The sequence below is a fragment of the Psychrobacter aquimaris genome, from assembly GCF_016107525.1.
Lineage (GTDB): Bacteria > Pseudomonadota > Gammaproteobacteria > Pseudomonadales > Moraxellaceae > Psychrobacter > Psychrobacter aquimaris.
In genome coordinates this window covers 138,549-152,769 of sequence record NZ_JABASR010000001.1, presented here as the reverse complement: position 1 = coordinate 152,769, position 14,221 = coordinate 138,549, and the positions used below count along the sequence as shown (strand labels likewise).

Annotated in this window: 11 protein-coding genes; 5 read left to right on the top strand and 6 right to left on the bottom strand. The window is 43.8% G+C overall.

Going from position 1 to position 14,221, the window contains the following annotated elements; all coding sequences use genetic code 11:
* The first annotated feature begins 5 nt into the window (after positions 1-5).
* Positions 6-1,202 (top strand): cysteine protease StiP domain-containing protein, encoded by a 1,197-nt coding sequence (locus tag JFC10_RS00700; protein ID WP_198331219.1) that lies wholly within the window; start codon positions 6-8, stop codon positions 1,200-1,202.
* Positions 1,203-1,416: 214 nt separating this feature from the next.
* Positions 1,417-2,481: an HpcH/HpaI aldolase/citrate lyase family protein gene (locus JFC10_RS00695; protein WP_198331218.1), complete on the top strand. Its 1,065-nt coding sequence runs from the start codon at positions 1,417-1,419 to the stop codon at positions 2,479-2,481.
* Between the two features lie 173 nt (positions 2,482-2,654).
* On the opposite strand, the gene JFC10_RS00690 is transcribed toward JFC10_RS00695, so the two are convergent.
* Complete coding sequence (locus JFC10_RS00690; RefSeq protein WP_193011916.1) at positions 2,655-3,467, bottom strand: alpha/beta fold hydrolase; 813 nt, start codon at positions 3,465-3,467, stop codon at positions 2,655-2,657.
* A gap of 357 nt (positions 3,468-3,824) precedes the next feature.
* Here JFC10_RS00690 and JFC10_RS00685 point away from each other — a divergent pair, with 357 nt between their 5' ends.
* Positions 3,825-4,622, top strand: a complete 798-nt coding sequence (locus JFC10_RS00685) for an enoyl-CoA hydratase/isomerase family protein (RefSeq protein ID WP_198331217.1) — start codon at positions 3,825-3,827, stop codon at positions 4,620-4,622.
* A gap of 114 nt (positions 4,623-4,736) precedes the next feature.
* On the opposite strand, the gene JFC10_RS00680 is transcribed toward JFC10_RS00685, so the two are convergent.
* On the bottom strand, positions 4,737-5,180 hold the full coding sequence (locus JFC10_RS00680) for a PACE efflux transporter (RefSeq protein WP_198331216.1): 444 nt from the start codon (positions 5,178-5,180) through the stop codon (positions 4,737-4,739).
* 409 nt (positions 5,181-5,589) lie between these two features.
* Positions 5,590-8,193, bottom strand: a complete 2,604-nt coding sequence (gene acnB / locus JFC10_RS00675; RefSeq protein ID WP_193011129.1) for a bifunctional aconitate hydratase 2/2-methylisocitrate dehydratase — start codon at positions 8,191-8,193, stop codon at positions 5,590-5,592.
* Positions 8,194-8,776: 583 nt separating this feature from the next.
* On the opposite strand from acnB, the gene JFC10_RS00670 reads away from it, so the two are divergent.
* Together JFC10_RS00670 and lipA are read left to right on the top strand one after the other, a co-directional pair.
* Positions 8,777-9,172 (top strand): carboxymuconolactone decarboxylase family protein, encoded by a 396-nt coding sequence (locus JFC10_RS00670; protein WP_198331441.1) that lies wholly within the window; start codon positions 8,777-8,779, stop codon positions 9,170-9,172.
* Positions 9,173-9,346: 174 nt separating this feature from the next.
* On the top strand, positions 9,347-10,390 hold the full coding sequence (gene lipA / locus JFC10_RS00665) for a lipoyl synthase (RefSeq protein ID WP_198331215.1): 1,044 nt from the start codon (positions 9,347-9,349) through the stop codon (positions 10,388-10,390).
* Positions 10,391-10,521: 131 nt separating this feature from the next.
* Here the strand turns inward: lipA and JFC10_RS00660 are convergent, their stop codons facing one another.
* The 3 genes from JFC10_RS00660 to JFC10_RS00650 are packed head-to-tail and all read right to left on the bottom strand — an operon-like array spanning position 10,522 to position 14,126.
* Positions 10,522-12,612: a TRAP transporter permease gene (locus JFC10_RS00660; RefSeq protein WP_227685896.1), complete on the bottom strand. Its 2,091-nt coding sequence runs from the start codon at positions 12,610-12,612 to the stop codon at positions 10,522-10,524.
* Positions 12,584-13,126 (bottom strand): DUF1850 domain-containing protein, encoded by a 543-nt coding sequence (locus JFC10_RS00655; RefSeq protein ID WP_227685898.1) that lies wholly within the window; start codon positions 13,124-13,126, stop codon positions 12,584-12,586. The genes JFC10_RS00660 and JFC10_RS00655 overlap by 29 nt, the downstream gene beginning before the upstream one ends.
* A complete protein-coding gene (locus JFC10_RS00650) occupies positions 13,107-14,126 on the bottom strand; it encodes a TAXI family TRAP transporter solute-binding subunit (RefSeq protein WP_198331213.1) in 1,020 nt (339 codons plus the stop codon). The genes JFC10_RS00655 and JFC10_RS00650 overlap by 20 nt, the downstream gene beginning before the upstream one ends.
* Positions 14,127-14,221: the final 95 nt, after the last annotated feature.

Here is a 14,221-nt window from a genome sequence, read left to right as displayed (position 1 = left end):
ATTTTATGACCCATCCTATAACGAACTCTGATATTCAAAAATTAGACGCATATGGCTCCGGCAGCTATCTTGCCAGCGACGTGACTGTGCTACTCGATATCGTCGATAAAGACGCGGTCGCTGATGTGCCAGTCAGTCAAAAAGAAGCGCTCATCCAAAGTGGACAACGCCATTATTCTGATATGTTGACCTTAGAGCATGCGCCAACTGCCATGCATGAGCAGCTGTACACGCAAGCATTAGAGCAAGGCACCACGAGAACGGCAACTGATATTGCTAACTTGGCTTATACGCTACATCATACTTTTCAAGAATCTCGAAATAAAAATACCGTTAATACTGAACGTCCATTAGTTTTAGTCAGCTTGGTACGCGCAGGTTTGCCAGTTGGCGTCTTGTTGCAGCGTGCGTTAGCAGATGTTAATAGCAGCTATGCTTTGCCGAGCGTGCATTATGGTATCAGCATCATTCGCGACCGAGGGCTTGATCCAGTTGCGTTACAGATGATATTGAACGCTCATCCAGATAGCCCTATCATATTTGTTGACGGCTGGACGGGCAAAGGTGCGATTTATCAAGAGCTTACTCATAGTTTAGAAAAATTTAGCGATCCTAGCCATGCAAAATTTGCCAATATCTTTCATCAAGGGGCAGATGTTATTCCCTTATTAACGCTTGCTGATCCAGCTGGTGTTGCTTGGCTTGCAGCGAGTGAAGAGGACTGGCTGATTCCGTCAGGGCTATTAAATAGTACGGTATCAGGACTGATTTCACGAAGTTTATATACTGAGCCGCAATTGGGGCTACACCGCAGCGTGTTTTATGATAACTTAATTGAGGTCGACCATAGCTTAGCTTTCGTGGCTCATATCGATGCAGCGCGCCGTGCATTAGCCCCACCTTTGCAATGCTTGCCGACGTTTCAGCAGCCGCGCTATCAGACAGCTGCTTTAATCGACAAGCTGGCAGCAGATTACGATATCGCCAATCGTAACCGCATTAAGCCGACGATTGCAGAGGCAACACGGGCGATATTACGCCGTGACCCTGAACGCATCCTGTTAGCCAGCGCCGACCATCCTGATACCATACTGCTAAGACATTTATGTGCCCAGCGAAATATCATTATGAGTGTATTAGGTGATAAAATACATCCCTATCAAGCCATCACGCTTATCAAGCAACGTAGCGAAGACAATTAGTCATTGCTACACTCGCACTTTTTATACACCAGACCCGTCTCAAAATCAGAGCAACGAAAGAAAAAAGTGCAAGTACGTCTTCTTGTAGGCTAAACGAGTTTGACAGCGCTAAACGTATTTTTTGGGTTTGCTGTCATAGCTGCTGAGCCATCCCACTTGATGACACATCTTATCTTTTATACTCATTCACTTATCACTATTTATGATGCCAATTATGTCAGATATGCAAAACAACGAGTCTACTCTTTATCAAAACACCCAGTCTTATGCCCATCTCATTACTGAGCGTCATGCGATGCTCAAGCCACATGCGCATCATCCGTATCAACTGGGAGCTAGCCTATACATGCCAGCAACTCGCCAAGATATTTGGCAAGTCATTAAGCGTGATAAATTACCAACGATTAATAGCATTATCATCTGTCTAGAAGATGCCGTCAGCCATAATGATGTTGAGCTGGCACTTGAGCGCCTAACAACCCTGCTGCATACGTGGGCGGCGCATGTCGATAGCATCAATGACCCATCAAAACATGCCGACATTCAGATTGAGCAACCAACACGTCCGCTGGTATTTATACGTCCGCGTCATCCAGCGATGTTAGAGCAGCTATCAGGTTTTGCCAATATCGATTTGATTGATGGCTTTGTCATGCCGAAAGTCGATATGTATAGCTTGTCTAATTGGCGTATGGCCTGTCAAAACCTGAGTACCGAGCAACTATTGATGCCGACGCTTGAGACCGCAGCCCTATTTAATCCGCATCATAATCAAGAATTGGCGATTGGTTTTAAAGAAGCCTTTAGCCAGCCGATTTTTGCCTTACGTATCGGTGGCAATGATTTATTTGCAGCATTGCGTTTGCGACGTCCCAAAAATAGCATCGTTTATGATACCCCTATCGGCACCCTTGCCTATCAGCTGCTCGGCTGCTTTGTACCGCATGGCTTTTATTTGACAGCGCCTGTCTTTGAGTATTTGGATCAGCCAACGCTATTTATGCAAGAGCTGACCCGCGATGTCAGCTTAGGATTGGTCGGCAAAACGGTCATTCATCCAAATCAAATCGCTTTGGTACAGCAAGCGTATTGTGTGCCATTGAGCACTTTAGACGAGGCAAAAGCGATACTGCACAGCGAGGCAAAAGCCGTGTTCAAATATAACAATACCATGCTAGAGCCCGCCACACACCGCGCATGGGCAACCGAAATCGTCAATCGTGCCGAGGCATTTGGCACCCTTGATGATGGTAATAATGACTATACGGCGCGGTTATAAATAAATACTTTAAGGTTACTACCTTCAAATTAATATTTTAAATATAATCTCTTACATGCGCTCAATAAAAAAGCCGTTATCACATGCAAGATAACGGCTTTTTTAATATAACGGCATCATCACTCTGTTAGAAACGATGCCTTATCTAAGACTGTTTTCGGACCAACTCAAAACTAGACACAATCCGCTAAAAAGAGGTTAATCACTCGATTTACCTGCTCAGGCTCTTCTACGGTTGCGGTATGACCAGCGCCCTTGATAACTGCCAACTTAGACCCTGCAATCGCAAAATGCATACGCTCAGCCTTGGCATAGGGGGTTGCTGTGTCCTCATCACCGACCACGATTAATGTCGGCACCGTAATGCTCCCTAACTGATCATAAGTACCTGACCGCTCAATGACGCCCATTGTGGCCTTAATGACCCCGCCTTTGCGATTGCCTTGTAGCATCGCTAACCATTGCTTACGATCAGACTTGCGCAACTTGTCTGTCAAAAAAGTATTGCCAAACATAATAGGCATGACCTTGTTACTCACGCGCTTGAGACCCAACCAACGAATGGCTTTGACCAGCTTACGATACTGCGGCACGTTTTTGGGATCTTCAGGATCAGCAGAAGTCTCTAACAGGGTAAGCGACAGCAATAGCTCAGGACTCTTGAGTGCGACACGCTGGGCGACAAACCCACCCATCGATAACCCTAAAAAATGGCATTTATGAATATCTAGTGCCTCTAATAATGCCAATGTATCCTCGGTTAAGGTTTCCATATCGTAGCCTGACTTGGTTATTTCAGACTGACCTTGTCCCCGAAAATCAAACGCAATACAGCGGTAATCTTTTTTGAAATACTCGACTTGCTTGTCGAACAGGTGCGTATTCCACAGCAGACCGTGGGCAAATACCATGACAGGTTTTTGCCTATCATTTGGTGCGCTGTCTTCATAATAAATATCAACGTCGTTAATTTTTATCGTTGGCATAAACACTTCCTTGTTTGCTAAATTAGAGATATCAGCATCTCATTGAGGATTCGCGTATCTTGATAAGCAAGTCCCTGACACAGGTTTTAGCATAATCTATTAAAAGCTCAGTGAATAGCGATTTTATCAATCACACGTTTACACCTCTTCGATTACTAAAAGCTCGTACTGCCATTTAAAAATTTGACCAACGTTTAGATGTGTCTTTAGCGCCCACAAAACTCGCTTTTATAATCATAACAAGCTGCTATAGTAACTAGCATTCATCATAAACATTGATTCAATTGTTATCATTATTTCTATTCAACAGCGATCAATCACCACATTAATCAGTCATTTAAAATAAGGAAATCCAAGATGTCACCATCTCTCGTCGAGTACCAAAGCGAAAATCATATTGCCACTATTACTATGAACGACCCAAAAACGTTGAACGCATTTAGTACGCCATTAAAAAACGCGATGATGGATGCGCTTGATAAAGCGGATAAAGATGCAGACGTCCGCGTGATTGTGCTGCAAGGATCAAATAATAATTTCTCTAGTGGCGGTCATATCGGTGAGATGTTAGAAAACGGCATGGACAGCGAAGCACTATCGAATAAGCTAAACTTCATGGTCGGCGAAGTGGCTGAGATTAGCCTAAAGCTACGTAATATCCATAAGCCTATCATTGCTAAACTAGAAGGTGCTGTCGCTGGGGCTGGTATGAACTTGGCACTCACTTGTGATTTTCGGATTGCCGCTGACAATGCCAAATTTGTGCAAGCCTTTGTCAATATCGGTCTAATACCAGATGCTGGTGGCATTTATTTATTGAATCAATTGATTGGTGTGGCAAAGACGACTGAGATGGTCATGCTTGGCGATAAACTCAAAGCGGAAGATATGGCACGCTTAAACTTGGTTAATGATATGGTCAGTAGCGATGATCTGGATGCTAGCGTATTGGCGTTGGCAACGCGCCTGAGCAATCTGCCCGGAAAAGCATTGGCATCAATGAAGCATATGATTAATACGCATGCCTATATGGGTCTGAGTGAAGCGCTGGATATGGAAGTGGATCAACAAACTATATTGGCGAAAACAGAAGACTTTAAAGAAGGTATTACCGCATTTATGGAGAAGCGTAAGCCAGTTTATCAGGGTAAATAATAACCTGATAACATTCTGTTTTGTACTATCATCAAAAAGGCTGCCTAATGGCAGCCTTTCGTTTTTGGATCATACAATATCAAGAAAATTCCGTATTAATAATATCTTTACTGCTTAAGAATCGGAGGCTGTCTTATAGTGATGCGGTAAGGTAAATATCTTGTCAAAGCCCAAGGTAAAAATAAAAGTATAGATCAAGAAAAATAGCAATAACGCGGCTTCCATCATAAAGGCTTTGATTAAACCGACATCATACCAGATCATATAAAGTGGTAAGCAAATCAATACTAAGCCGCCTTCAAACCCTAAAGCATGAATACTGCGAATGAATAAGGTGCGCTTGGTCACCTGCTTGCGCCGTTCCCACGCTTCAAAAACCGTATTGTATAAGAAGTTCCAAACGACAGCGGCTAATGAAACCATGACAGCGACTGGTAAAGACTCTGCCGCATCGCCGCCGCTGAGTTTCATTAATACAAGAGTAGAAGCAATAATAGCGATAAGCTCAAAAACAGTCACATAGAGAATACGACGTTTGAGTGGGGATAAAGTAATCAACCAAGACTCCAAAGCACTTGAGCGTAAACAAAAAAGTGCCTATCAAAGTATCGGTCCGTCCCGAAATAGAAAAGATAGATTGAGTGCAGAGCCACGGTTTCCGCCTGCCCTTATATTATACATAAGATGTGACGATTGGAAAGCCCCCTTACTTATAGCAAAACAACGCTCCATAGCACAATAAATATGAAAGTTGAACAATAAAAAATAATGGCTATCACTGATAACTTCAAAAAGGGATTATCACTTTTATGGAAAAACTTAAATCAGTTTATAATCATTAATTCCATGTAGCAGAACATATATCATTACTTATAGCACAAAAAACCCCGCATCATGATGATACGGGGTTTCTGTATAAATAAGAATTGTAAAACCTAAAAACGTTTAACTTAAGTTTTAACCAAGATTAGGTCAACTGAGCAACGTTAATCTTATCTGCTTCTTCCGTATAGTCTTCCATACGGTCGAAGTTCATATATTGATACACTTCCTCGCCCATGCTATCAAGCATACCAGCATACTGCTGATATTCGTCGTTCGTTGGCAATTTACCAAGTACCGCTGCGACTGCTGCTAGCTCTGCAGAAGCAAGGTATACGTTAGCGCCTTGACCTAGACGGTTCGGGAAGTTACGAGTCGACGTCGATACCGCCGTAGACTTCGGTGCGATACGTGCTTGGTTACCCATACATAGCGAACAACCTGGCATCTCAGTACGAGCGCCGGCTTGAGCGTAGATGTTGTAGTAACCTTCTTCCATCAACTGACGCGCATCCATCTTAGTCGGTGGTGCAATCCATAGACGAGTCTTCAGACTACCTGCTGGTACGTCTTGTAGTAATTTACCAGCGGCACGGAAATGACCGATGTTAGTCATACATGAACCAATGAACACTTCATCAATGGTATCACCAGCAACGTCAGCCAACGTTTTTGCATCATCTGGATCGTTCGGGCAGCAAAGAATCGGCTCTTTGATCTCACTCATATCGATAGTCATATCGATGGCGTATTCAGCATCAGCATCAGCACGCAATAGGCTTGGGTTTGCTAGCCATTCTTGCATCTGCTCGATACGGCGGCTGATAGTACGCGCATCGCCATAGCCTTCTGAAATCATCCACTTAAGTAGCGTGATGTTTGAGTTTAAGTACTCAGTCACTGACGCTTCAGACAAAGTGATGGTACAACCAGCAGCACTACGCTCAGCTGAGGCATCAGATAACTCAAACGCTTGCTCAGCGGTTAAGTCTTCTAGACCTTCGATCTCTAAAATACGACCGTTAAACTCGTTGATTTTGCCTTTCTTATCAACAGTTAATAGACCTTCTTTAATCGCTTGATAAGGGATCGCATGTACTAGGTCACGTAGCGTGATACCAGCCTGACGTTCGCCAACGAAACGTACACGGACAGATTCAGGCATATCAAGTGGCATCACACCAGTCGCTGCTGCGAATGCAACCAGACCAGAACCGGCTGGGAACGAGATACCCATTGGGAAACGAGTATGCGAGTCACCACCAGTACCAACGGTATCTGGAAGTAGCATACGGTTCAACCATGAGTGAATGATACCGTCACCTGGGCGTAAACTTACACCGCCACGGTTCATGATAAAGTCAGGTAGTGTGTGCTGGGTCTCAACGTCAACTGGCTTTGGATAAGCAGCCGTGTGACAGAATGACTGCATCACTAGGTCTGCTTGGAAACCCAAACATGCCAAGTCTTTTAGCTCATCACGTGTCATTGGACCAGTCGTATCCTGAGAGCCGACAGTCGTCATCTTAGGCTCACAGTACATACCTGGACGTACGCCTTCTAGACCACAAGCTTTACCAACCATTTTTTGTGCAAGGGTAAAGCCTTTACCCGTATCAGCTGGCTCTTCTGGCTTAGCAAAGATATCTGAATGTCCAAGACCCATATACTCACGAGCACGATTGGTCAAACCACGACCAACGATCAATGGAATACGGCCACCAGCACGCACTTCATCAAGCAATGTTGGTGAGTTTAGCTTGAACGTAGACAATACTTCATCCGAGTCATGCTTAGTGATTTTGCCTTCGTATGGATAGATGTCAAATACATCACCCATGTTTAGGTTATCAACCGCTACTTTTTCGATTGGCAATGCGCCAGAATCTTCCATGGTATTAAAGAAGATAGGAGCGATATTATTACCAAGTACTAGACCGCCGCCACGTTTGTTTGGCACGTTAGGGATATCTTCACCCATCAACCATAGTACTGAGTTGGTCGCAGACTTACGGCTAGAACCAGTACCAACAACATCACCAACATAGGCTAGCGGATGGCCTTTTTCTTTTAATGCTTCGATCTGCTTCATTGGACCGACAACGCCCTCTTCGTCAGCCGTGATGCCGTCGCGAGAGTTTTTGTGCATGGCCAATGAATGCAATGGGATATCAGGACGGCTCCACGCATCTTGCGCAGGCGACAAGTCATCAGTATTGGTTTCGCCAGTTACTTTAAAAGTTGTGTAAGTAGTCTTTTCTGGTACGGCAGCACGGTTTAAGAACCATTCAGCGTCCGCCCAAGATTGAACGACTTCTTTAGCGATGTCATTACCAGCTTCGGCTTTTTCAGTCACGTCATTGAACGCGTCAAATACCAGCAATGTCTTTTTCAACGCTTCAGCAGCGTCTTGTGCTACTTCCGCATCATCAAGGGCAGCAACCAATGGCTGAACGTTATAACCACCTTGCATTGTACCTAGGATTTGAACGGCTTTTTGCTTGCTAATAAGTGGTGAAGAGGTTTCACCTTTAAGGATCGCTGCTAAAAACGCCGCTTTAACATATGCCGCTTGGTCAACGCCAGCAGGAATACGGTTTTCTAGCAGGTTCATCAAGAACGCATCTTCGCCTGCGGGTGGATTCTTTAGTAGTTCAACCAACTCTGCTACTTGTTTTTCGTTCAGTGGTAGCGGAACCGTTCCTAGCTCAGCACGTTCTTCGACATGTTTACGATAAGCTTCTAACACAATAGTCGTCCTCGTTAGTTGGAGTATTAGCACATTACGTGGGTAGTCAGCATGACCGCCTGCGTCTATATACTAGATGGAATAATTATTCGTGCAATCATAGCTTAAAACGCTCTAAATGTTAATGGCTAAGCCTTTAAAAGGCTCATAAAGCGGTTTTAAAGAGGGTATATTGAACATTTATTATATAAATAGTACCATCAACAATATGATTGAATACCCTTTCACAACCGATATATGGCGTGTTATTTTAGTCAATCACTGCTCGATTTATAATTAAATAAATACGCTATGACTGCTAGACGCTTTGTAAGATATTATTTAATAAAATATCATCTTATAAGCAGCATGTGAAAAGATCGCGCTTGAAAAAATAGAGGTCATTAGAGTGTGTCCTCATTTTAGAAATGGAGATAAAAATGAGATGAGTTGCCGTTAAACAAAATTTCGCCATTTTTTGCCCATTTAGATGCCCATTGCTTGAATTGAGGACACACCCTAGCCATATACTAATTCAATAAATATTAAGGATGATGATATGGACAGTAGTACGATGGAAAACAATCACACGGAAAACAGCGATATGAAGAGTAACGCTAATTATCAAAACGGTCTCAAAGTTCGCACTGATGTGATGGGTGAGGCACATGTCAAACGCTCGCTTGATGCAGCGACTGAGTTCACCCAACCATTACAAGACTGGATTATTGAGCACGCTTGGGGCAGCACTTGGCAAGATGACTCAGTATTGCCACGCAAATATCGCTCATTAATTACTATCGCTTTTTTAATTGCGCAAAAAAGCCCGACTGAGCTAAAGGGGCACATTAGAGGTGCAATTAATAATGGCGCTAGTGTCGCTGAGATTCGAGAAGTATTAATGCACAGCTTGCCTTATTGCGGTGCACCTACCACCCAAGAAGCGTTTCGTGCCGCCATAGAAATCCTGAATGAGTTGGATATTGATATAGATATTTAAAACTATGGTTGCGAGACAAATCATAGTAGCCTTGAGTATCGACTTCAAAATGGTCAGTTAAACAAGATTCATTGAAAATTAGCCCCTAAGTTTCTGCTATAATACCTCAACTCATAACATATTCTAATAATTCCATAAACCCTTATGCTATAAAGGGTTAAGAGATACTTTATTATGACAACTGCCGTACAAACACATGTGCCTGCTGCTAAGGTCAAACCAAAAAAAGCCATTCAAGGCGAAAAACTACGTGGCTACGATAAAGTTGCACGTATCCCAATTAAAGTGATCCCGACCGTCGAGGCAAAGAAAAAGCCAGATTGGATTCGGGTTAAAATGTCCTCGCCTGCTGAAGTGGCTCGTATCAAAGCCACCTTGCGTGAGCAGAAGCTTTATACCGTTTGTGAGGAAGCGGCCTGCCCTAACCTGCCGCAGTGCTTCGCTGATGGTACGGCGACCTTTATGATTATGGGTGATATCTGTACCCGTCGCTGTCCGTTCTGTGACGTAGGACATGGTCGTCCCAATGAGCTAGATGCAGATGAGCCGCGCCATACTGCCGAGACCATTTTAGGCTTGCAGTTGAAGTATGCCGTTATCACCTCTGTGGATCGTGATGATCTTAAAGATGGCGGTGCTGCCCACTTCGTTGAAGTACTCAATGAATCTCGCGCACTCAGCCCAAATTGCCTCATTGAAATATTGGTGCCAGACTTCCGTGGTCGTATGGAGATTGCTTTAGACCTACTGACTGAAACACCGCCAGATGTCTTTAACCATAACATCGAAACCGTACCACGCCTCTATAAAGCGTTTCGTCCAGGTTCTGACTATCAGCACTCATTAGATTTACTCAAGCTCTATAAAGAACGTCGCCCAGATATTGCCACCAAATGCGGTTTCATGGTTGGCCTTGGTGAGACTGAAGAAGAAATCTATGCACTGCTTGATGACTTAAAAGCGCACAATGTGGATATGATTACGGTTGGTCAGTATCTGCAACCTAGTAAAAACCACGCGCCTGTAGATCGTTACGTCCATCCAGACGAATTCCAGCGCTATATGGATTATGGCAAAAAGATTGGCTTCTTTAGCATTTGGGCAGGCCCAATGGTACGCTCAAGCTACTTCGCCGATCGTCAATACTATGGCGAAGATTGCCCAGCGCCAATCCGTAGTAGAAAAGCCTTGGAAGCAGAAGGCAAACTTGGTTGTTAATTGCTGACTTGATTATTGTTAAACCGATGTCAAAGCGGTAAAAATAGTAGCTGGAAATACAGAAAGGGTAAATAACAGATTTTGTTATTTACCCTTTTTTTGTGACTTCATTAAACATCAATATCTAAAAATTAGATACTTACCGTCGGTGTTGCATCTTTACTTGTCTTCATATTCCATGCAGCAATACCAAGGACAATAACGCCGCCTAATAATCCCGTGGTAATCTCAGGATAAATCAGTAATAAAGCACCAATGGTCAAGATGACGCGCGTCACTGGATTCATAGTCCCTTTAAAATACCCTTCAAGTGCTGAGCTTAAAGCGATAACACCTGTCACTGAAGTCACTACTACCGTGATAATATCTAAAATAGGTGGTAGTGGGAAATCTTTCGCTGTTACTGCCAAACCGGTTGGATCTATCATCAGCATCGTTGGATTATAAATAAACATAAACGGCACGATAAATCCGGCGAGTGCTAGTTTAAGCGACAAGAACCCTGTCTTCATCGGATCGCCACCGGATATGCCCGCACCAGCAAAGGCGGCCAGACATACAGGCGGTGTAATATTGGCGAAGATACCAAAGTAGAAGACAAACATATGCGCCGATAAAATTGGAATATCAAAACCGGCCAATGCTGGTGCTGCCATCGTTGCCGTAATAATATAGGCAGGAATAGATGGTAGTCCCATGCCCAAGACCATCGAGGCAAGCATGGTTAAAATCAGCGTAAAGAATAATGATCCTGCACCTAGCGTCACAATAGATGAAGTCATTACCGTACCAAAGCTAGTTAGACTCACTACTCCGATAATAATACCGACGACCGCACAGGCAGCCATTACTGCGAGCGACTGGCGTGCGCCATCTTCTAGCGCACCCAAAATGTCAGAGAAACCCATTCTGGTCTCTTTGCGCAGCATACTAACCACGACGGTAAAGCCAATGGTATAAGCCGCTGCATAACCAACGGGCACGTTTCTGATTAATAAGAAAATCAAAAATACAATCGGTAGCAGCATGTGACCGCGTGCTTTTAACACTTCTTTCACCGCTGGTAAGCTTTCTTTAGCGATACCTTTTAGATCACGGCGTCCAGCGCGAAAATGCACCTGCGCAATGACGCCTAGATAATACAGTATCGCTGGCAATAATGCTGCTAAGGCAATCGTACTATAAGGCAAGCCTGTCGTCTCAGCCATAATGAACGCGCTTGCACCCATAATCGGCGGCAATATCTGCCCGCCAACAGACGCACTTGCCTCAACTGCACCCGCAAAATCTTTGTGGTAACCGACCTTTTTCATCAGCGGAATGGTAAAAGCACCGGTACTAACCACATTTGACAAAGCAGAGCCATTGATACTGCCCATAAAGCCACTAGAAATGACCGCTACTTTTGCTGGTCCACCTTTTTTGTGACCAGCGATGGCCAATGCCAAATCATTAAACAGCTGTCCCATTCCCGAGCGTGCTAAGAATGCACCAAAAAGAATGAATAAGAAGATAAAGGTGACCGACGCACCAATCGCAACAGAATACAAGCCTTCCGTTTTTAGAAACAATTGACCAAAAATATCACCCATATCATAAGGGCGAGTCAGTAAGCGGTCAGGCATAAAGTCCAAATGACTGACAAACGGATACGCCAAAAATATTCCTGCCAAGATCGGCAAAATCCAACCAGTAATACGGCGACTGCCTTCTAACACACAGACCACCGTAATCAGCGAAAATATCACATCCATCTGGTTGGCCATACCACCACGTGAGGTCACAATGTCTTGATATTCATATATCAGATAAGCCATCCCAGATAAAGACAGGGCAAACCATATCCAGTCATACCATGCAACGCGCTGACGACTGCTTTTTTTGCTTGCTGGAAAAATCAAGAAAATTAATGCAAAACCAATGCCCACGTGTACAGAGCGCTGTAGCAATGCTGGCATGGGATTAAAAGTGATATACAAATGAAACAGTGAATATAAAATGCAAATTCCAGCGATAAAATACTTCACTGGTCCTTGAGTGAGGTGCCGTGTGATGGATTCTCGGTCATACTTTTCTAGTATGGCTTTATTGTGGGCTTGCGCTTCAAGTTCAGCGTCGATATTAGTATTAGTATCCGTGTTGGAATGTATAGGCAAGTCGCTATTGTTATTGATATCTGACATCGTTGTCACATTATTGTGATCCATCACTTGGGAGTTCATGACACAAGTCCTTGTTAAATCTATCAATGAAACCATACGTTGTCGGCATGATCGTTACTTCAGAATAGTCTGGCACCCAGCGATGAATAAGCATCCGGTAGTTACCATACTCAATCTCACCTTTGGTAAGCCGAGAGACCACCCAATTGAGCTTGGGCAATTTCTCATTGATTTGATAACCCAGATAGCCAGGTTTTTGTATGAGAGCAAGCGCTTCAGTTGAGGGTGTACCCGCCCCAAAAGCTTCAAAATAAGTGGTGGTCAGCAGCAACCCATCGCTCTCACGTTGGTATTGCTCTTCCCACCATTGTTTTTCTACAGAATGTATCCAGCGCAATTGAAAATTTGGCTCGACGAAATAGCAAACTTTATCATTAGCACCATCAACGCCTGCAACACGCACTTCCACCACAGGCTGACGGACAAATAGATGCCATAGCGTAAAAAAAACCAGCGCGGCAATACCTACCACGCCAATTAATAACCCTAATTGCTTATTTAGCTGCTTGCTCATCATAGTACTTTTTAGCGCCAGGATGGATAGGGGCGACCATGCCATCACGAGCGGTTTCTAAGCTAATATCATTGGCCGCTTGGTGCGCTGTTTTTAGACCGTCTAAATTATCAAATAGTGCTTTGGTCAATTTATAACCATCAGCTTCAGACAAATCAGAGCTAACCAATAGAGCATTCATGATTGCTGCGGTTGGAATCGCTGCTTCATTGCCATAAGTGCCAGCAGGAATCTCAAAGGTCTTAAAATAAGGCTTGGTCGCAATGATTTCTTTTAGCTTGTCTTGATTGATGGTGATCAACTGTAAGTCTAAGCCCTGCTCTAGCTCCATCAATGAAGAGTTTGGCAGACCACTACTAAAGAAAGCCGCTTCAATTTTACCCGCTTTCATACCGTCCGCTGCTTCCGCAAAGCCTAAATAATCAACGGTAACATCATCATACGTGATACCAAACCCTTCTAATAAGGTTCGAGCATTTACTTCTGTTCCAGAGCCTTGATCGCCCACAGCGATGCGTTTACCACGTAAATCTTCAATATTTTTGATGCCAGATTTTTTGGTGGTGACGACTTGCACCACATTAGGGTACAAGACCGCAATCTGTTGGATGTTGGTTATCGGCTTATCAAAGTTGTTTTTGCCTTCGACTGCGTCGGTAACGACATCACTAAGCGCCAACACCATGTCGACCTTTCCTTGGGTCAGTAGATTGACGTTTTCGACTGAAGCACCAGTAGTTTGCGTTTTTGAGTTGACCCCAAAGGTTTTGACATAGACCTCTGATAATGAGGTACCGATGATGTTATAAGGACCAGATGCCCCGCCAGTGGCGATGGTCAGAAACTTGGTATCCAACTTATCGGCAGCAGTGTCCGTGGCAGCGCTATCTGTTGCTGTACTGTCAGTGCTTTCTGAACTTGGCGATGAGCATGCCGTCAGCCCTAAAGTGGCGCTTAACATTGCTGATAAAAGTAACGAGGATTTTAGAGAGTGGAGCATTGAATTCATCCTTGAAATAATCGATTTAGTACATTTAACAGCATCAGTATATAAATATTAATGCGTTACAGACCTGTAATAATATAGCAATTCTT